17 protein-coding genes are annotated in these 18,731 nt (G+C 67.5%); 10 read left to right on the plus strand and 7 right to left on the minus strand.

All coding sequences use genetic code 11. The annotated features are described in order from the left end of the window. The first annotated feature begins 93 nt into the window (after window positions 1-93). The 6 genes from BCM27_RS04335 (at window position 94) to BCM27_RS04360 (ending at window position 6,884) form a co-directional block, all read left to right on the plus strand. On the plus strand, window positions 94-1,233 hold the full coding sequence (locus tag BCM27_RS04335) for an acyl-CoA dehydrogenase family protein (RefSeq protein WP_004020712.1): 1,140 nt from the start codon (window positions 94-96) through the stop codon (window positions 1,231-1,233). Then, complete coding sequence (locus tag BCM27_RS04340; RefSeq protein WP_004020711.1) at window positions 1,223-2,386, plus strand: acyl-CoA dehydrogenase family protein; 1,164 nt, start codon at window positions 1,223-1,225, stop codon at window positions 2,384-2,386. Before BCM27_RS04335 ends, BCM27_RS04340 begins: the two co-directional genes overlap by 11 nt. After that, the gene (locus BCM27_RS04345) at window positions 2,383-3,447 is read left to right on the plus strand and encodes a bifunctional MaoC family dehydratase N-terminal/OB-fold nucleic acid binding domain-containing protein (RefSeq protein WP_004020710.1); all 1,065 of its coding nucleotides are present in this window, start codon (window positions 2,383-2,385) and stop codon (window positions 3,445-3,447) included. The genes BCM27_RS04340 and BCM27_RS04345 overlap by 4 nt, the downstream gene beginning before the upstream one ends. After that, entirely contained in the window at window positions 3,444-3,917 is a 474-nt protein-coding gene (locus BCM27_RS04350; RefSeq protein ID WP_004020709.1) for a MaoC family dehydratase, read from the plus strand. The genes BCM27_RS04345 and BCM27_RS04350 overlap by 4 nt, the downstream gene beginning before the upstream one ends. Beyond that, entirely contained in the window at window positions 3,917-5,089 is a 1,173-nt protein-coding gene (locus BCM27_RS04355) for a lipid-transfer protein (RefSeq protein WP_004020708.1), read from the plus strand. The genes BCM27_RS04350 and BCM27_RS04355 overlap by 1 nt, the downstream gene beginning before the upstream one ends. Before the next feature lie 160 nt (window positions 5,090-5,249). Further along, on the plus strand, window positions 5,250-6,884 hold the full coding sequence (locus BCM27_RS04360; RefSeq protein WP_004020707.1) for an acyl-CoA synthetase: 1,635 nt from the start codon (window positions 5,250-5,252) through the stop codon (window positions 6,882-6,884). Here BCM27_RS04360 and BCM27_RS04365 read toward each other — a convergent pair whose 3' ends face one another. The 3 genes from BCM27_RS04365 to BCM27_RS04375 all read right to left on the minus strand — a co-directional run bounded on the left by BCM27_RS04365 (window position 6,885) and on the right by BCM27_RS04375 (window position 10,688). Beyond that, on the minus strand, window positions 6,885-7,529 hold the full coding sequence (locus BCM27_RS04365) for a LysE family translocator (RefSeq protein ID WP_033204413.1): 645 nt from the start codon (window positions 7,527-7,529) through the stop codon (window positions 6,885-6,887). 171 nt (window positions 7,530-7,700) lie between these two features. Next, window positions 7,701-8,999, minus strand: a complete 1,299-nt coding sequence (locus BCM27_RS04370; protein ID WP_004020705.1) for an SLC13 family permease — start codon at window positions 8,997-8,999, stop codon at window positions 7,701-7,703. Between the two features lie 18 nt (window positions 9,000-9,017). Then, window positions 9,018-10,688, minus strand: coding sequence for an MFS transporter (locus BCM27_RS04375; protein WP_004020704.1), 1,671 nt, complete (start codon window positions 10,686-10,688; stop codon window positions 9,018-9,020). Window positions 10,689-10,901: 213 nt separating this feature from the next. On the opposite strand from BCM27_RS04375, the gene BCM27_RS04380 reads away from it, so the two are divergent. Then, window positions 10,902-11,099: a hypothetical protein gene (locus BCM27_RS04380; protein ID WP_004020703.1), complete on the plus strand. Its 198-nt coding sequence runs from the start codon at window positions 10,902-10,904 to the stop codon at window positions 11,097-11,099. Between the two features lie 52 nt (window positions 11,100-11,151). Here BCM27_RS04380 and BCM27_RS04385 read toward each other — a convergent pair whose 3' ends face one another. The 3 genes from BCM27_RS04385 to kstD form a co-directional block, all read right to left on the minus strand. Continuing rightward, window positions 11,152-11,583, minus strand: a complete 432-nt coding sequence (locus BCM27_RS04385) for a DUF6918 family protein (RefSeq protein ID WP_004020702.1) — start codon at window positions 11,581-11,583, stop codon at window positions 11,152-11,154. Between the two features lie 122 nt (window positions 11,584-11,705). Beyond that, entirely contained in the window at window positions 11,706-12,569 is an 864-nt protein-coding gene (locus tag BCM27_RS04390) for a MaoC/PaaZ C-terminal domain-containing protein (RefSeq protein ID WP_004020701.1), read from the minus strand. A 3-nt stretch (window positions 12,570-12,572) separates the two neighbouring features. Next, window positions 12,573-14,306, minus strand: a complete 1,734-nt coding sequence (kstD, locus tag BCM27_RS04395; RefSeq protein ID WP_004020700.1) for a 3-oxosteroid 1-dehydrogenase — start codon at window positions 14,304-14,306, stop codon at window positions 12,573-12,575. A gap of 179 nt (window positions 14,307-14,485) precedes the next feature. On the opposite strand from kstD, the gene BCM27_RS04400 reads away from it, so the two are divergent. Beyond that, a complete protein-coding gene (locus BCM27_RS04400) occupies window positions 14,486-15,949 on the plus strand; it encodes an FAD-dependent oxidoreductase (protein ID WP_004020699.1) in 1,464 nt (487 codons plus the stop codon). Between the two features lie 38 nt (window positions 15,950-15,987). Here the strand turns inward: BCM27_RS04400 and BCM27_RS04405 are convergent, their stop codons facing one another. After that, complete coding sequence (locus BCM27_RS04405) at window positions 15,988-16,791, minus strand: MaoC/PaaZ C-terminal domain-containing protein (RefSeq protein ID WP_004020698.1); 804 nt, start codon at window positions 16,789-16,791, stop codon at window positions 15,988-15,990. Window positions 16,792-17,057: 266 nt separating this feature from the next. Here BCM27_RS04405 and BCM27_RS04410 point away from each other — a divergent pair, with 266 nt between their 5' ends. Together BCM27_RS04410 and BCM27_RS04415 are read left to right on the plus strand one after the other, a co-directional pair. Beyond that, complete coding sequence (locus BCM27_RS04410; RefSeq protein ID WP_004020697.1) at window positions 17,058-18,023, plus strand: thioesterase family protein; 966 nt, start codon at window positions 17,058-17,060, stop codon at window positions 18,021-18,023. Between the two features lie 4 nt (window positions 18,024-18,027). Next, window positions 18,028-18,621, plus strand: coding sequence for a TetR/AcrR family transcriptional regulator (locus BCM27_RS04415; protein WP_004020696.1), 594 nt, complete (start codon window positions 18,028-18,030; stop codon window positions 18,619-18,621). Window positions 18,622-18,731: the final 110 nt, after the last annotated feature.

The following is an 18,731-nucleotide window of genomic DNA, read 5'->3' on the forward strand; positions in this document are numbered from 1 at the left end:
ATAGGCGCCGATTCCGACACCCTTGCGCACGGATTCTGATACAACTAGAACAGGTTCTAGTTCTTGACGGGTTCATGGTGAGGGAGGCACAGGGTGGACTTTGCCCTGGACGGCACTGCGATCGCGGTTCGCGACGTCGCCGAGGACGTGTTCGCACGACGACAGCCCGACTGGGAGTCGACGTTCGGTGGGCACGATCCCGGGGGGACGGACGCGACCCGCGGAGGGTTCGAAGCCGAAGGCTGGCAGGCACTCGTCGACGCCGGGCTGCTTGCGCTGCCGTTGCCGGCTGCGCTCGACGGCGACGATGTCGACGAGTCGGGTCTGCTCCCGTTGTTCCGCCGGATGGGTCGCGCCGCGTCGGTGACGCCCGCGCTCGGGTCGCTGACCGCGGCGCTCGTGTTCGGCAGAGCCGACGCCCAGTCGGGCGAGGGGTCGGTGTGGTCGCGCTTCGGGAAGTCGCTCACCGGCGGGAGTTGGGTGTCGGTTGCGATCGGCGAACACGGTGACGCCCTGACCGCCACACCGCGGACGTCTGTCCGTGACGGTCGGCTCAGCGGCACGAAGGTCGGGGTGTTGCACGCCGACGGTGCCTCGCTGTTCCTCGTCGCCGCCGATGCGGGCGTCGTCGCCGTGTCCCCCGACGCCGAGGGGGTCGCCATCGCGCGCACGCCGACCTCGAGTGGCTGGGGCGAGTACACGGTGACCTTCGACGACGTACCCGTCGACGACGCCGACATCGTGGTCCGCGACCTCGCGGTTCTCCGCGACCGGTATCGCCTGGCCCTGTGCGCCTATGCGGACGGCCTGGTCGCCGGCGCCACCCGCCTGACCGCCGACCACGTCTCGACGCGTGAACAGTTCGGCAAGCCGATCGCCCTGTTCCAGGCGGTGGGTCAGCAACTGGCGGACATCTACGTCGTCGGCCGGTCGATGGAACTGGCGACCACTGCGGCGGCCTGGCGACTGTCCGAGGGACTCGACGCCGCAACCGATCTCGCGATCGCCGCCTACTGGCTGGCCGAGGAGATCCCGCCGACCACGCGGACGATGACCCACCTGCACGGCGGCATCGGAGTCGACATCACCTATCCGCTGCACCGCTACTTCTCCCTCACCAAGGACCTGGCGCGCCTGGTGGGCGGAGCGCACGTGCGGCTCGACGAGCTCGCCGACATCACCGACGTCCCCGCCGACGACACCCGTATCGCAGAGGTGCCCGATGTTCATTGATCTGACCCCCGAACAGCGCGCGCTGCGCGCGGAACTGCGCGAGTACTTCGCCGATCTGGTCACTCCCGATGAGGCGGCGGTGATGCTCACCGAACGCCACGGACCGACCTACCGCAAGGTCATCAAGCGGATGGGCGACGACGGCTGGCTGGGCGTCGGCTGGCCGAAGGAGTTCGGCGGCAAGGGCTTCGGCGAGATCGAACAGCAGATCTTCACCAACGAGGCGGTGCGTGCCGACGTCCCGCTGCCGTCGGTGACGCTGCAGACCGTCGGGCCGACGCTGCAGGTGCACGGCACCGAGGATCAGAAGCAGAAGTTCCTGCCCGCGATCCTGGCCGGTGACGTGCACTTCGCCATCGGGTACACCGAACCCGAGGCCGGCACCGACCTGGCGTCGTTGACCACCACCGCGGTCCGCGACGGCGACCACTATGTGGTCAACGGGCAGAAGATCTTCACGACCGGTGGGCACGACGCCGATTACATCTGGCTCGCCGTCCGCACGGACAAGGACGCGCCGAAGCACAAGGGGATCTCGATCCTCATCGTCGACACGTCCGATCCGGGCTTCACCTGGACGCCGATCATCACCGCCGACGGTGCGCATCACGTCAATGCCACCTACTACCAGGATGTTCGGGTTCCGGTGTCGATGCGCGTCGGCGACGAGGGCGGCGGCTGGAAACTGATCACCACCCAGCTCAATCACGAACGCGTCATGCTGGGCCCGGCCGGCCGGATCGACGGACTCGCCGCGCGGGTGCGTGCGTGGGTGCAGCGGCCCGGTCCTGACGGGACGGTCATCGCGAAGCATCCGGACGTCCGCCGCGCGCTCGCCACCATCGACGCGTACGGCCGTATCAACGAGTTGCTCAACTGGCAGGTGGCCGCGACGGGAGAGGCCATCTCGATGGCCGACGCGGCGGCCACCAAGGTGTTCTCGACCGAACGCATCCAGACCGTCTGCCGGATGGTCGACGAGATCGTCGGGCGCTACGGCGATTTCACCGATCCGGAGACCGCGGCGCTGGTGAACTGGCTCGACGTCCAGCAGAAGCGCCACGTGGTCATCACCTTCGGCGGTGGAGTCAACGAGGTCATGCGCGACATGATCGCGACCGCCGGTCTCGGCCTCCCGCGAGCCAAGCGATGAGCGCGCCCGAACTCGCCCGCGACGGCGTCGCCGAAGACGAGGCGATCCGTGCCGCCGCGCAGGAGATCATCGACGCCGGCCCGAGCGCGCCGGTCACCGGTCGGGACCCGATCAACCAGCCCATGATCAACAACTGGGTCGAGGCGATGGGGGACACGAACCCCGTCTACACCGACGCCGACGCCGCCCGGGACGCCGGACATCCCGGCATCGTCGCGCCGCCCGCGATGGCGCAGGTGTGGACGATGCGCGGCCTCCACGGCGTGCGGACGGCGGATGACCCATTGGGCCGCGCGAGCGAACTCTTCGACGAGGCCGGCTTCACCTCGGTGGTGGCGACCAACTGCGACACCGTCTATCACCGCTACACCCGCCCGGGCGAAGAGGTCGCGCTGTCGGCCGAGCTCGTGGAGGTGGTGGGCCCGAAGAACACCGCCCTCGGTGAGGGCTGGTTCTTCACGACCAAGAACGTCTGGTCGGTCGGGGACGGCAGCGGGACGCGGGAGGTCGTCGCCGAGATGCGGTTCCGCATCCTCAAATTCCGGCCCGCGGCCAGGACCACGGCGACCGAGCAGGCGCCGGTTGCCGACGTACCTGCCGACCTGGACCCGGCGCGATTGCTGAAGCCCAGCGCATCCCGGGACACCGCCTTCTTCTGGGAGGGGGTGGCCGCGCATGAGCTGCGGATCCAGCGTGATGGCGACGGCGTGCTGCGTCACCCGCCCGTGCCTGCGACCTGGAAACCGCGTGCGGCCGACGGAACGGTCCCGCCGACGGAGTACGTGGTCGCGGCCGGTACCGGAACCATCTACAGCTACGTCGTCCACCGCGCGCCGAAGGTCCCCGGACGGCAGCTGCCGTTCGTGGTGGCGCTCGTCGAACTCGACGAAGGGGTTCGCATGCTCGGCGAACTCCGGGGCGTCGAACCGGACGAGGTGTCGATCGGCATGCGCGTGCGGGCAACCTATCTGGACTTCCCGGCCGACGAGGAGACCGGGGCCGACCCGTGGACACTGCACGCGTGGGAACCGGCCACGACGACGGAAGGTGCTCCGGCATGACGAGCGTTGCAGCTTACCCCGCGGCGGTCGGAACGACGCTGCCGCCGTTGACGATCGAGGCGACGCCGACGTTCGTGGTGGCGACTGCGCTGGCCACGCGCGACTTCCAAGACGTGCACCACGATCGCGATCTCGCACAGGCCAAGGGGTCCAAGGACATCTTCGTCAACATCCTCACCGACACCGGACTGGTGGAACGGTTCATCACCGACTGGGCCGGTCCGTCCGCCCGGATCGGCTCGATCGCACTGAAACTCGGCGTCCCCTGGTATGCCTACGACACCGTCACCTTCACCGGCGAGGTCACCGCCGTCGACGACGGGGTGATCACGGTCGCCGTGACCGGCACCAATTCGCTGGGCAAGCACGTCATCTCGACGGTCACACTCACGATCGGCGCGGCCGAGCCCGCCGCCGTGGGTTCGGGGTCGGAGCATCGAGGCCCGGCCGGTCGAGGGGAGGAACTCTGATGGGGTCACTGTCCGGCCAGGCGGTGATCGCCGGAATCGGCGCCACCGAGTTCTCCAAGGATTCCGGTCGCAGCGAGCTGCGGCTCGCCGCGGAGGCGGTGTCGGCGGCGATCGCCGACGCCGGTCTCACACCCGCCGACGTCGACGGTCTCGTCACCTTCACGATGGACACCAACAGCGAGATCTCCGTCGCGCGAGCAGTGGGTATCGGAGACCTGACGTACTTCTCGCGGATCCACTACGGCGGTGGTGCCGCGTGTGCCACGGTCCAGCAGGCCGCGATGGCGGTGGCCACCGGCGTCGCCGACGTCGTGGTGGCCTACCGTGCCTTCAACGAGCGATCCGGTCTGCGCTTCGGACAGGTGAATTCGGCGGTGGCGAACCAGGAGAACTCCTCGGGTACCGAGAACGCCTTCACCTACCCGCACGGTCTGTCCACCCCGGCCGCCTTCGTCGCGATGATCGCGCAGCGCTACATGCACGACTTCGGGTCCACCAGCGAGGATTTCGGGCGTATCGCCGTCGTCGACCGCAAGCATGCGGCGGTCAACCCGGACGCGTTCTTCTACGACAAGCCGATCACCCTGGAGGATCACCAGAACTCGCGCTACATCGCCGAACCCCTGCATCTGCTCGACTGCTGCCAGGAGTCCGACGGTGGCGTCGCACTCGTCATCGTGTCCCCGGAACGGGCGAAAGACCTGCCGCACAAGCCCGCCGTGATCGCCGCCGCCGCTGCCGGCAGTGCGGCCGACCAGTACATCATGACCAGCTACTACCGGGATGAGCTCGCCGGTCTGCCGGAGATGGGGCTCGTCGGCCGCCAGCTCTGGTCGCAGTCGGGGCTGCGTCCCGACGACATGGACATGGCGATCCTCTACGACCACTTCACCCCGTACACGCTCCTCCAACTCGAAGAGCTGGGGTTCTGCGGGCGCGGCGAGGCCAAGGACTTCGTCCGGGAGCCGGGAGCCCTCGAGGTCGGTGGCCGGTTGCCACTCAACACCCACGGCGGCCAGCTGGGCGAGGCCTACATCCACGGCATGAACGGGATCGCCGAAGGGGTCCGGCAGATCCGCGGGACCTCGGTCAACCAGGTCGAGAGCGCCGAGAAGGTCGTCGTCACGGCTGGGACCGGAGTTCCCACAAGCGGATTGGTGCTGACCGCATGAAGCGCACCGATTTGAGAACCCCAGACGACCCTTCGAGGCTCGTCGCTATCGCTCCTCGCACCTCAGGGAGCAGATGGTCGACCGCTATCGCTCCTCGCACCTCAGGGAGCAGATGGCGAACCCCCACCAACCCACTCCGTATGACCAAGGAGCGCGCACGATGAAGTTCAACCTCGCCGATGTCTTCGAGACCGTGGCCGACTCGGTACCCGAGCGGATCGCGCTCAGCTACCAGGGCAGGCAGATCAGCTACGCCGAACTCGACACCCTGTCGAACCAGGTGGCACATCTGTTCGCCGGGTCGGGGATCGGCGCGTTCGACAACGTCGCCCTGTTCCTGAAGAACAGCATCGAACACGTGACGAGCCTGTTGGGTCTGCTCAAGGTGCGTGCGGTTCCGGTCAACGTGAACTACCGCTACACCAACGCCGAACTGCAGTACATCTTCGACAACTCCGACTCCCGCGCGATCATCGTCGAACTGCCCGAGCACCAGCGCAGTGTCGCCGAACTCCTGGCCGAGATCCCCACCGTGCGCACGGTGTTCGTGATCGGCGAGATCGTCGAGGAGCTGGCGACGGCGGCCGCCGCACTCCCCGATGGACGCACCGTGGAGATCGTGTCCTTCGCCGACGCCGAGTCCAAGCCGGACGGCCGCGACTTCGAGCCGCGCAACGGCGAAGAGTTGTATCTGCTCTACACCGGCGGCACCACCGGGTACCCGAAGGGTGTCATGTGGCAGCACGACGACTTCTTCCGCAAGCCGCTTTCCGGCGGCAATCCGTACGGGGAGGCCCGCAAAGACCTCGACGAGATCGGCACGGCGGTCAAGGATTTCCCGCCCATCGCCTTCCTGCTCGCGGCGCCGCTCATGCACGGCGCGGCGTCGTACTCACTGTTCACCTTCTTCACCCTCGGCGGGCGACTGGTCATCCAGCGGGACTTCGATCCCGAGGCCATCGTCACCGAGATCGAGAAGGAGAAGGTGAACATCGTCCTCATCGTCGGCGACGCCATGGGCATGCCACTCGTCGAGGAACTCGAGAAGCGCAAGGATGCCGTCGACCTGTCGTCGATGTTCTCGATCACCTCCGGCGGTGCGATCTGGTCCCAGCACGTGCGCGATCGCATGCTCGCGGTGAAGCCGGACCTGGTGCTGCGGGACAACTTCGGCGCGTCGGAGTCGGGCAACGACGGCGAGATCATGATGGATGACAACGGCAACCTGAAGGTGCCGCCGACCGACCGGATGATGGTGGTCGACGAGCGGCACAACAAGATCGAGCCCGGCTCGGGGGAGGTCGGCTACATCGCGCGCATCGGCAACGTCCCGCTCGGTTACTACAAGGACGAGGAGAAGACGGCGAAGACCTTCCCGACGCTGGCCGACGGCACCCGGATCTCGATCCTGGGCGACATGGGCACCGTGGAGGCCGACGGGTCGATCGTGTTCCTCGGACGCGGTTCGCAGTGCATCAACACCGGTGGCGAGAAAGTCTACGCCGAGGAGGTCGAGGCGGTTCTGCACGCGCATCCGGCGATCGCCGACGCTCTCGTCGTCCCGGTCCCCGACGAGAAGTACGGGCAGCGTGTCGCCGCCGTGGTGAAGGTCGCCGACGGCGCCGTCGAACCGTCGCTCGAGACGATCCAGGACCACTGCCGCGAGACCCTGGCCCGCTACAAGGTCCCGCGGACCGTCGTCTTCGTCGACGAGGTCAAGCGCACCCCGGCGGGCAAGGCCGATTACCGCTGGGCCAAGGCCGCCGCCGCGGCCCAGGAGACCGCCCCGGTCTGATCAACCCTCGAGTGCGAGACGCACTCCGAGCCCGATCAACGCGACTCCGCCGATCGCTTCGACGCGACGGCGGAGTCGTGTGTTCTGGAGCCAGCCCGCGATGCGGCCGGCGGCGCCCACCAGTACGGTGAAGTACGCCGCGGTCAGCGCGATGTAGATGGCCCCCAGCCCGAGGGTCGTCCACCCCGTCGAGGACCCGTCCGGCACGAAGCCGGGCAGCAGGCTGATGAACAGGATGCCGATCTTCGGGTTGAGGATGTTGGTGAGCAGGCCGGCGGTGAAACCGGAGAACAGCAGTCCCGCCTTCCGGCCCGCGGGCGGCTCGACCACGTCCTGCGATGCTGCGAGATCGGGTGCGGCGCGCAGCAGCGCGCGGACCGAGCTGATACCCATCCACACGAGGTAGCAGGCCCCGACGATCTTGAGGATCTCGTAACCGGTCTCGCTGGCCTGCAACAATGCCGACAGGCCCAGGACGGCGGCGGTGACCCAGACCATCAGTCCGCACACGATGCCGGCGGCGGTCCGGAAGGCTTCGCCGCGTCCACCGCGGACCACTCCGCGCAGGACCACCAGGGTGTCCGGACCCGGCAGCAGCACGATCAGCGCCGCGGTGACGACGAAGGACAACAGTGCGGCGAGCATGAAGGTCATGGTAGGAACGCGCGCGCAGCTCGGTGTACGTGGGGCGGGTGGCTCCCACTGCTGGCCGAGCAGCGTCGACCGAGCGCAGCGAGGCCGCCGCGTCCCGTTCTGCTGGCCGAGCAGCGTCGACCGAGCGCAGCGAGGCCGCCGCGTCCGTCGAGGTCACCTGGGTCAAGCCACAGACGTCAGCCGCAGCACCGCCCACAGTGCGACCACCGCGACGACGAGCGTGGCGGGAACGGTGAGTGCGCCGAGGCGTAGGTACTCGCGGGAGGTCGGGGAGCCCCTGCCCCCGCCCGTGCTGTCGCGGCGCATGATGTCGCGCCACAGCAGATTGGCCAGCGACCCGAAGTAGGCGAGGTTGGGTCCGAGGTTGACGCCGAGAAGCATCGCCAGGACCAGGCCGGGGTCGTGGGCGACCAGCGGGATGAGCAGCAGGGTCGCGGGCAGGTTGTTGACCAGGTTGGCGAGGACGGCGGCCAGTGCGGCGACCGCGAGCAGTGCCAGGAGTGTGGACTCGCCCGGGATGAGTCCGCCGATCCAGTCGCCGATCGGGCCGGTCCGGACCGGGAGGATGACCACACCGAGCACGGCGACGAACCCCAGGAACGGGATGTTCAACGCGGTGGCCGTGTTTCGCAGCGTGGGCAGCGGGGCGTCGAGCAGCCGCGGCACCGTGAAGGCGGCCGCGCCCACGCCGGCCACCGCGGCCAGCGGCACGCCCAACGGTTCGGTCACGACGAACGCGACCAGTAGCAGACCGAGCATCACCAGCATCAGGGTGGGGCGGGGCGGATCCTCGACCGCGGGTTGCTCGTCAGCCGGCGAACCCGGCGCCCTGCGCGCAAGCGAGTCGGCGAAGTACAGGCGGAAGATCAGATACTCGACGACTATCGCGGCCACCCACGGCGCCAGCATCACGCCGGTGAAGCCGAGGAAACTCAGCCCGGTGGCGGAGAACGCCAAGAGGTTGGTCAGATTCGACACCGGCATGAGGGTCGAGGCGGTGTTGGCCAGGTGCGCGTTGGCGAATGCCACCGGGGTGACCCGCGCGCCGATGCGTCGTGCGGTGGCGACGGCGACCGGGGTGAGCAACACGATCGTGGTGTCGAGGCTGAGGACCGCGGTGGTCGCCGCAGCGGCGAGAAAGACGATGCGTAACAACCGATGTGGTGAGGATCGGCTCCAGTGGGCCAGGATTGACCCGATCCAGGTGAAGACGCCGGCTCGGGCGCTGGCATCCGCGATCACCAGCATCGCGGCCAGGAATCCGATGGTCGGGGCCATCGTCGTGATCTCGTCGGCGGCGTCCCGAACGTCGACGAGACCGAGAGCTATCAGCAGCCCGGCGATCGGAGCCGCCACGACAACGGCCGGAAGTCGCTGGGCGACAACGGTGGCGACGATCACCACCAGCAGGCCGACGACGCCGACCACGGTGCCGGCGACGCTGTCCGCGGTGAGTACCACCGGGACAGGCTACGTCACTCAGTCGCGGGCGTAGGTGTCGTCGCGTTCGGGTTCGGAATCGGGGTCGCGCAGCTCTTCGTCGGCAGCGGTCACCTCGACCACGCGTCGCGGCGTCAGCCACAGTAAGGCCACCGAGCTGGCGAGCATGATCCCGCCGAGGACCAGGCACGCAGTCTCGAACGGCACGTAGAACGCCTCTTGACTGCCGTCGGCGATCTTCTCGGCGAGTGCTGCGGCCTGGCCCGACAACCTGTCGACCACCACGCTGGCCTCGGCCAGTGAGCGTTCGATGAGCGTCCCGGCCTGGTCGGCCTCGGCGATCATGGCCTGACCGCCCGCCGTGTCGCCCGCGGCGATCCGCTGTTGACCGGCCGCGGCGAGCTCATCGCGGGCCAGCTGCGCGGTCTCGCCGATCCGCGACTGGTACCCCGCGGCGACGATGCTGCCCGCGATGGCGATCCCGATCGCGGCGCCGATCTCACGGGCCGTGTCGTTGACGGCCGACCCCACACCCTGATTGTCGAGCGGGGTGTTGGACATGATGGCCGTGGTCGCCGGTGCGGAGGCCAGACCGATGCCGACCGCGATGACCGCGACCACGCCCGCGAGCGCCCAGTACGACTCATACCTGAACAGGCCCAGGAGCAGCAGACCGATCCCCGACAGCAGCGCGCCGCCCGCGATCACGAATTTCAGCGAGTGGAGCCGTACCGCCAGCCAATTGGCGATCAGCGTCGTGATCCCCACACCCACGACGAACGGCATCAGGGCCAGTGCTGATTGCAGCGGCGTGTACCCGAAGACCAGCTGGAGCAGCTGCAGCAGCAGGAAGAACATGCCGAACGATGCGAGGAACTGGACGGCGACGGACAGGGCCCCGGACCCGAACGCCCGGTTCGCCAGCAATCGGACGTCGAACAGCGGTGACGCCGAACGGAGTTCCACGACGACGAAGGCAACCGCCAGCAACACGCCGCCGATGATGCAACCGAGGACGATGATGTCGGCCCACCCCCGGTGGGGCGCTTCGAGCAGTCCGAGGACGATGCCCGTGATGGCCAGGACCGAACACACGGTGCCGGGGATGTCGAACCGCCCGGGATCGGTGTCCTTCGACGTTCCGATCGTCAGGCACAGCGCCGCCGCGACTCCCGAGGACGCGGCGAAGGTGATGAAGATCGAGTGCCACGAGAAGAACTCGAGGAGAATGCCGGTCACGAGGAATCCGGCGATGGCGCCACCACCGGCGATGGCCGACCAGATGCTGATCCCGACGGCTCGCTTGTTCTCCGGCATGCCGGAAGTGATGAGCGACAGCGTCGTCGGCATGATGAGCGCGGCCGCGGCACCGGCGACGCATCGCGCGAGGATCAGTTGGGTCGGGGTGTCGACCCAGATCGCGATGAGGGACGCCAGGCCGAACAGCAGCAGTCCCACGATGAGGACTTCCCGACGTCCCAGCCGATCACCGATCGCGCCCGCCGGGAGCAGGAGCGCCGCGAGCGCCAGGGTGTATCCGTCGACGATCCAGGTCATCTGTCCGGCGTCGGCGCCGGTGTCGATGGCGATGTCGGGCAGGGCCGTGTTGAGGGCCGCCATCGCGGCCACGACCATGCTGACCGACAGACAGGCGACGAGGACGAGCCAGGCAGATCGAGCGTCGAGGCGGATGGCGGACGGTAATCTCATTCGGCGTCCTGCGCTTTCGGGGTCTGCATGCGGCGACACGTGGTCGGCCGGCACCGACACTGTGTTGCGATTTCGTTATCGCGACACGCTATGTGGGCGCCGACGCTACACGAGTAACTTGTGACACATTTATCACTGCAGTATCGATACCGGGCGAACGTGAGACCGCGCCGGTCCCCGTTGGCCCCGGACAACCGAAAGTGGTGACAGGTCATGGCCTCACCCCGAATCGCACGAACCCCCGCCGCTGCTACTCCCGCCGTCGCGACCCCGGTCGCATCGCCCGACGTCGCCCCGAACGGGACCGAGATCTCGCCCGCCCGCGTCCATGTGTGGCGTGTGCTGTCGATGCTCGCCGCACTGATCGGCATCGTCGTGGCCCTCGTGGCCATCGCGTCGTCAGCGGTCTGACCCGACTCCGTCGGAGTGGCGTCCCGGCCGCCGACGACGCGCGTACCGACGCCTAGGCGGCGTGCCGCTCGATGGCGGCACCCAGACGCGGCAGTGCCGCGATCACGTACTTCTTTCCCTTGCCGCGCAGCGAGTTGTACGCCTTCGCGAGTGCGGGCTTGGCCGTCTCCGCCTGCTCGTCGGTGACCGAGAGCAAGGCCTCGGCCGCGGCATCGCTGTTGGCCGAGAGGTGATCGCCGAAGGCGACACCGGCGGGCTTGGAATCCCAGAACGGCGCCAGCGCCTTCAGGAAGTCCTCGGCCATCTGATCGGTGGCGCTGTGCACGACACCGGGCTTCACCTTCTGTACCGCGGAGTAGGCGGTCTTCACAGCAGCGCCGCTCAGACCCGACTGGTCGGCCACCTCGGCGTCGATGACACCGACGAGGTCGGTCACCAATGCACTGCGGTTGTCGGCGAGTAGGGGCGTCAGCGAATCGCTCATGGGCGTCTCCTCGGGGATATGCGACGTGGAACCTGCGGGCCGCCTCGCGGTCCGCGTGTGTAGCGTACTGGCCCCTCGAGACATCGTCTCCGGGCCGCGGCCGAGCCGTCGCGACGGCGGGGCTATCGGCGACGTTCGCAGACCACATTGCCGAGGGCCTTCGCGCCGTCGCGTTCGACGACGGTCGCGGTGGCCAGCAGCCGGGAACCGTCTTCCCAGATCTCGACCGCGAGGGTCTCGCCCGGGAACACCACGCCGGCGAACGAAGCCGAGTAGTCGGCGACCGCGGTCACGTCGCCGCCGAGGACCTCGTCGACGATCGCGCGGCAGACCGTGCCGTAGGTGCACAGGCCGTGCAGGATCGGCCGGGGAAAGCCCGCGCGGGTGGCGAATTCGGGGTCGGAGTGCAGCGGATTGCGGTCTCCGCACAACCGGTAGAGCAGTGCCTGCTGGGGGAGCGTCGCCACGGTCAGCCGATGATCGGGAGCGCGGTCGGGATAGTCGACCTTGGCCGACGACCCGCGCTCGCCCCCGAAACCGCCCTCGCCCTTGGCGAAGATGGACGAGCGAGAGGTCCACAGCGTCTGACCCTCGTCGTCGGCGGTCACCGACTCCTGCACGATGACGGCAGCCGAACCCTTGTCCTGGATCTCGGCGATCCGGGTGCGGGTGGTCGCCTTGCCGGCGGCCGGGAGCGGCCGGTACGCGGTCACCTGCTGGCTGCCGTGGACGACCTTCGCGAGGTCGATGTCGATGCCGGGGAACGAGACCTTCGGGGGTTCGGTGGTGTGGAACCCGGCGGCGACCGTGGCGAAGGTGGGCAGCACCTTCGGCGTGGCGTCGTGGATGTACTCGAGCCCGGTGGTGTCCATCGGGTCCGAGGCGGCACCCACCGCGAGGTTGTAGAGGGCGGCGTCCGACGCCGACCATTCGAAGCTCACCTCGGGCAGTTCGGCACCGAGGGCGACGGAGGGATCGATCGGCATGGGTCAGACTCCTGTGGTCGCGGTGGCCTTGGCGGCGATGTCGTCGGCTGCGAGATAACCGAAGACCATCGCGGGTCCGATGGTCGCTCCCGGGCCGGCGTAGGTGTGTCCCATGACCGGCGCGCTGGTGTTGCCCGCCGCGTACAGACCTTCGATGACCGAACCGTCCGCTCGCAGTGCCCGACCCGAGGCATCCGCGTTGATCCCGCCCTTGGTGCCGAGGTCGCCGGGCACCATCTTGACCGCGTAGAACGGGCCCTTGCTGACCTCGCCGAGGCTCGGGTTGGGCTTGTTGGTGATGTCTCCGTAGTAATGGTCGTAACCGCTTGTGCCACGGCCGAAGTCCTCGTCGACACCCGTGCGGGCGAAGCCGTTGAACCGCTCGGTGGTCGCGGTGAGTGCGTCGGCCGGCACGCCGATCTTCTCGGCGAGTTCGGCGATGCTGTCGGCCTTCACGACGACGCCTGACTCGAACCACTTCTTGGGCAACGGCTGTCGCGCGTTGATGCCGGCGAAGAGGTAGCGGTTGCGGCAACGCTGGTCGAAGACGAGCCACGACGGCACGTTCTCGCCGGGACCCTCGCCCTGGCCGAACTCGCCGCCGTACATCTGGTGCACCGCTTCGACATACGGCAGGGATTCGTTCATGTAACGCTTGCCGCGCATGTTCACCATGAAGGTGCCCGGTACCGCCCGCTCCGACAGCGCGAACCACGGACCGCGCGGCAGCGGGATCGTCGGACCCCACCAGGCGTCGTCCATGAGCGACACCGCGGCGCCGATCTTGAGTCCGGCGTTGATGCCGTCGCCGGTGTTGCTGGGGGCGCCGGTGGTCCACTCGGAACCGATGGGGTCGCGCTGGTACTTCTTGCGCATCTCGTCGTTGTGCTCGAACCCGCCGCAGGCGAGGATCACGCCGTGACGGGCCCGGATCTCGACGCGCTTGCCCTCGGATTCGGCGATCACGCCGACAACGCGGCCGTCTTCGGTGATGAGGTCGGCCAGGCCGGTGTTCAACCGCACCGGGACGCCCGCCTCGCGGACGCCGAGGAGGAGTTCGGCTGCGAGAGCTGCGCCCATGGCGATCAGCTTCTTGCCGCGGCTGCGCGCCCAGAAGAACCGGCTGCCGACCTTTGCCATCCGCAGCGGACCGCGCCAATGCCGCAGGCCGGTGTTCAGCCAGCGGTAGTCCGACTGCAGGACCACCATGTTCAGCGGCGCCTTGGTGTACTGCGGGTGCAGGGTCTTCAGGTCGTCCCCGAGCAGGCGCGCGTCGAACGGGCGCGGCTCGATCGACCGTCCGGCGAGCCGGCCGCCGGGTGCCTCCGGGTAGTAGTCGGAGTAGTTCTTCACCCACTCGAGATCGAGCGGGGAGTGCGCCATCAGGAAGTCCAGCGCCTCGGGGCCGCGGTCGATGTAGGCGTCGATGCGTTCGGCCGGCGCGTGTTCGCCGATGATCGCGTGCACGTACTCGCGCGCCTTGTCCGGGGTGTCGACCACGCCGTCACGCCGCAGCACCGAGTTGTTCGGGATCCAGACCCCGCCGCCCGACCGCGACGTCGAGCCGCCCCAATAGGGCGATTTCTCGATCAGGACCGTCGACAGGCCCTTCTGAGCTGCGGTGATCGCCGCGCTCAGGCCCGCACCGCCGGCCCCGACGACGACGACGTCGAAGGTCTCGGGTCCAGGGGTCTCGGGTTGGGTACTGGTCTGTTCTGGTTCGGTCGAGCCGGCCATTGGGTCCCCTTCGTGCGCGCAGCTGGAACGTGTTCTACCTGAATTAGAACACGTTACAGAAATCCGACGCCAGGGGTGGTGCCGGACGGGGTGACGCCCAACCTCCCGGTGTGTGGGATCCGGGATGGCCCACCCCGGCATCGCGGTGAGTGGATGGGTGTCCAGCGAAGGAGAATGACATGAGTGATCCGACCTTGATGCCGGTCTCGGCAGCCGATGTCCAGTGGACCTATGAAGCCGACGTCGTGGTGGCCGGGTTGGGTGTGGCCGGTGCAGCTGCGGCTATCGAGGCCGCCCGCGCAGGTGCCGAGGTCGTGGCGCTCGAGCGGCTCGGCGGAGGTGGTGGCGCTGCCGCGATGTCGGGCGGGTTCATCTATCTGGGTGGCGGGACCGCGTTGCAGCGTGCGTTGGGCTTCGACGACACAGTGGAGAGCATGAAGGCCTTCATGAAGGCCGCGCTGGGCCCCGGCGTCGACGAGGCCAAGATCGACGCCTATTGCAAGGGCAGTGTCGAGCACTTCGATTGGCTGGTCGAGGCGGGGGTGGTCTTCGACGAGTCGTTCTGGGGTGAGCCGGGGTGGGAGCCGCCGCATGGTGAGGGTCTGATGTACTCCGGCGGTGAGAACGCCGCGCCGTTCAACGCCACCATCCCTCCGGCACCGCGGGGTCATCTCCCCCGTCGTGCCGAGAACGCCGAGGGGGAGCAGGCCGGAGGGTTCATGTTGATGAAACCGCTGCTTGATCTGGTGGACCAACTCGGCGTCCGGACGCTGTACAACAGTCGTGTTCAGTCGCTGGTGGTTGATGACGACGGCCGGGTGGTCGGCGTCGTGTCGCGCAGCTTCGGTGAAAATTCGGCGATCCGTGCGCGGCGCGGGGTGGTGCTTGCAACGGGGAGTTTCGCCTACGACGACACGATGGTGCGTGATCATGCACCACACATCGAGGGCCGTCCGGCGGCCTCGATCGAGAGTCACGATGGGCGGTCGATCTTGTTGGGTCAGGCGTTGGGGGCGGCGACGGCGCACATGGATGCGACTGAGGTGGCGATCTTCAGTGATCCGCAGATGATGGCCCGGGGAATTCTCGTCAATGGCCAGGGGCAGCGCTTCGTCACCGAGGACACCTATCCGGGCCGGATCGGGCAGGCGACGTTGTTCCATCAAGGCGGGGAGGCGTTCCTGGTCATGGACGAGGCTTCGCATGAGGAGGCGTCGGCCACGGAGTCGACCAGTGCGATCCTGCGAACCACCCCGAAGTGGGTGTGTGAGAGCGTGAGCGAGCTCGAGTCCGAGATCGGCCTGCCTTCTGGATCGTTGTCAGCGACGGTCGAGTTGTACAACATGCATGCCGCGAACGGATCCGATCCGTTGTTCGGGAAGAAATCTCAGTGGGTGAAACCGATCGGGACGCCCGTTGCCGCCTACGATCTACGCGGGATGGTCGGGGGATTCACACTCGGCGGCCTCAAGACGACCGTCGACTCGGCGGTGCTGCACATATCCGGGGTGCCCATCCCTGGTCTGTTCGCGGCGGGCCGCTGTACATCCGGAGTGTGTGCCGGGGGGTACGTGAGCGGCGCCAGCCTCGGGGACGGCAGCTTCTTCGGACGCCGGGCGGGAATCAGTGCTGCCGCAGGGTGAACCGCGATTGTCCCCCAGCGGGCTGCGGTATCTCATCGTCAGTCCGCGAAGGTCGCCGCTGCACTGTCGATGACGACTCCCTGAGGGCCGGATACCACGAATCCGTCTGCGGGAGTCTTGGAGACATCGATCCGCAGCTCGTCGCCCGGTAGAACCACCGACCGGAACCGCCCGGAGAGCGTTGCGAGGTCGGCAGGATGAGTGCCGCGGTGCCGTGCCAGCGCCACAACCGAGGTCGAGAGGGTGGCCAGGCCGTGGAGGATCGGACGGTCTTGGCCGATGGCACGTGCGGCCAACGGGTCGATGTGGATCGCGTGTCGATCTCCGCACAACCGGTAGAGCGCCGCCGCGTTCTCGGCGGTTCGCACCGAGGTTGCGAATGAGAGTGACTCGGCAGCTGCGACATTCGAGCCGCGCCGGCCGCCGAAGCCACCGCACCCCGGGGCGAAAATCGACCAGACAGCGGTGAAGAATTCACAGCTGACGCTGACGTCGAAGATCGCCGCGGAACCCTTGTCCCAGACGCCGTCCACCCGGGCGGAAAGTGTCGCCCGACCCCTCGGTGGCAGCTGGCTGTGGACGACGAGCTTTTGCGAGCCGTGCAGCGACGTCTCGATGGGAAACGCGCCCAGTGAGCCCAATTCGTCAGGGGCCCATTGTCCTAGGGTCAGCCCGAAGGTCGGAAGTGCGCGCAGGTTTCGCTCGTAGACGAGGTCGAGCTCATCCGGTTTCACGCCGACCGCCAATGCGAAGAGGATGACATCGCGCTCATCCCATGCGACTGTGCGCGAACCCAAGTCGCGGCCCGCCCAGCCGGCCGCCGATTGTGTGGCGATGGTCATCGATTTTTTCCTTCCCGCACGACCTCCGGGTGCCATGGGTGTCTGGTGACCACGAACCTACCAAGCAAGCGTTAGGTATGGAAAGTGGCTCGGCAGTTCGAGGTCGAGGCGGGGTGAACAGCCGCAATGGCCCATGGTCGACGTCGTTCAAACCCCGGCAATCGTTCGTAGCCTCATGTCTACCCATTGTAGTATGGTCATAATACTTTCAACTCGACGACTTCTGGAGGGGCGATGATTCGCAGTAGTTCAGACGACGTGGTGGAATGGCGACCACCTCGTGCACCGTGGCCGGTTGCAAGCTGTGCAGTGGACGGCCGGGCATCGAGCATCGCCCGGCACGTTGGACGCCCCGGTCGCACCCGGCCTCGGATGTCGACGTGACCCGCAGTGGTGTGCGATCTTTCGCCGACGTCACCGACGTGGTCGAGACCAGCTCGACGACGTTCGTCGCCAACCTCGATCCGATGTGGGGGTTCGAGGATCACCCCAATGGGGGGTATCTGCAGGCGTTGATGTCTCGTGCAGCGCTACGTGCGTCTGGCCGCCGCGATGTCATCGCGATGAACACCAGCTTCCTTAGTTCGCCACGAGCGGGTGCGGTGACCATCGAGACCGAGGTCCTGCGACGGAGCCCGTCGACCACTCAGATGCGAGCACGGTTGATGGCCGACGACGAGGTGCGAGTCGAGGCGCTGCTGAGCCTCGGCGAGCTCCAGGAGGACGCGCCAGTCGAATGGTCCGCTTCGACCGTTCCGGTAGGCGGCCCTGCCTACGACGACTGTGAACGGCACACTCCTCGTTTGGACGTCGCGCCGAGAGTGCCCCTCATGCATCAAATCGATCTGCGTATCGAGCCGGCGTCCCTGAATTACTACACCGGCCGCCCCCGTGGACTAGGAGAGCTGCGGGGGTGGCTGAGTCTGCCCGCGGGGGAGGATTTCGACTCCGTCTCACTGGTATTCGCTGCTGATGTGATGCCACCCGCCACCTACGACATCGAATTCGGGGGCTGGGTACCGACGTTCACGATGAGCACCTATGTGCGGTCGCGCCCCGCGCCCGGCCCGGTCAACATCGTGGTCAACGCCCAACTCGTGCAGGGCGGGAAGGCCAATGAGACCTGCACCATCCGCGATAGCGCAGGCCGAGTAGTTGTCCAGTCGCATCAACTGGCAGGCGTTCGCCTGACACCGGGTGTGCCAGGGATGCGCAGGGCAAGCGAGGAGTGAACAGATGGCCCGGTACGGGAACGACCACAAGGTGCGCACCCGCAGGCGTGTCCTCGAAACGGCTGCTCGGCGGTTTAAGTCCGACGGCATCGACCGGTCCGGTGTCGCGACCCTCATGAAGGACGCCGGCCTCACCAACGGGGCGTTTTACGCGCACTTCGCATCGAAGGACGCTCTCGTGGCCAGCGTCGTAGCAGAGCAATTGCGCCGACAGCTGCAAGCCCTGACGGAAATCTCGCCCGGTGTGCCCGCCGCCATCGAGTTCATCGATGTGTATCTGTCCCCTCGGCACCGCGACGCACCGGGCGACGGGTGTCCCTCGGCTGCGTTGCTGGCCGACATCGCCCGGGGCTCGGACACAGTACGTGAGGCCTACACCCGCAATATGCGCGACGTGATCGACCTCGTTGCCGTCAATCTGACCCCAGAACACGGTGACGGCGCGCGCCCTGCTGCGGTCGGACTCCTCGGGCAGTTGTTCGGGACCATTCAACTCGCCCGGGCGATCACAGACTCTGACCTTTCCGACGACATCCTGACCGCCGGCCGGGCAACCGCCCGCGCGATCGTCCGGCGCGGCGTGGCCGTGCCGAACTGACCGTCCCTGTGATCGCATGCAAGCGCGCCGAACCCGTCGAATTGGTTCACGACCGTACGACCTCCGCATATGCACTTCGCAAACTTCAAGTTTCATCTCACCGCCCGCCT

The organism is Gordonia terrae (genome assembly GCF_001698225.1).
Taxonomy (GTDB): Bacteria; Actinomycetota; Actinomycetes; order Mycobacteriales; family Mycobacteriaceae; genus Gordonia; species Gordonia terrae.

Coding starts and splice junctions, on each gene's coding strand:
- BCM27_RS04415 (WP_004020696.1), top strand. CDS start 18,028: ATGGCCCGGTACGGGAACGACCACAAGGTGCGCACCCGCAGGCGTGTC.
- BCM27_RS04365 (WP_033204413.1), bottom strand. CDS start 7,529: ATGCTCGCCGCACTGTTGTCCTTCGTCGTCACCGCGGCGCTGATCGTG.
- BCM27_RS04385 (WP_004020702.1), bottom strand. CDS start 11,583: ATGAGCGATTCGCTGACGCCCCTACTCGCCGACAACCGCAGTGCATTG.
- kstD (WP_004020700.1), bottom strand. CDS start 14,306: ATGGCCGGCTCGACCGAACCAGAACAGACCAGTACCCAACCCGAGACC.
- BCM27_RS04345 (WP_004020710.1), top strand. CDS start 2,383: ATGAGCGCGCCCGAACTCGCCCGCGACGGCGTCGCCGAAGACGAGGCG.
- BCM27_RS04350 (WP_004020709.1), top strand. CDS start 3,444: ATGACGAGCGTTGCAGCTTACCCCGCGGCGGTCGGAACGACGCTGCCG.
- BCM27_RS04340 (WP_004020711.1), top strand. CDS start 1,223: ATGTTCATTGATCTGACCCCCGAACAGCGCGCGCTGCGCGCGGAACTG.
- BCM27_RS04400 (WP_004020699.1), top strand. CDS start 14,486: ATGAGTGATCCGACCTTGATGCCGGTCTCGGCAGCCGATGTCCAGTGG.
- BCM27_RS04410 (WP_004020697.1), top strand. CDS start 17,058: ATGGCGACCACCTCGTGCACCGTGGCCGGTTGCAAGCTGTGCAGTGGA.
- BCM27_RS04380 (WP_004020703.1), top strand. CDS start 10,902: ATGGCCTCACCCCGAATCGCACGAACCCCCGCCGCTGCTACTCCCGCC.
- BCM27_RS04405 (WP_004020698.1), bottom strand. CDS start 16,791: ATGACCATCGCCACACAATCGGCGGCCGGCTGGGCGGGCCGCGACTTG.
- BCM27_RS04390 (WP_004020701.1), bottom strand. CDS start 12,569: ATGCCGATCGATCCCTCCGTCGCCCTCGGTGCCGAACTGCCCGAGGTG.
- BCM27_RS04355 (WP_004020708.1), top strand. CDS start 3,917: ATGGGGTCACTGTCCGGCCAGGCGGTGATCGCCGGAATCGGCGCCACC.
- BCM27_RS04360 (WP_004020707.1), top strand. CDS start 5,250: ATGAAGTTCAACCTCGCCGATGTCTTCGAGACCGTGGCCGACTCGGTA.
- BCM27_RS04375 (WP_004020704.1), bottom strand. CDS start 10,688: ATGAGATTACCGTCCGCCATCCGCCTCGACGCTCGATCTGCCTGGCTC.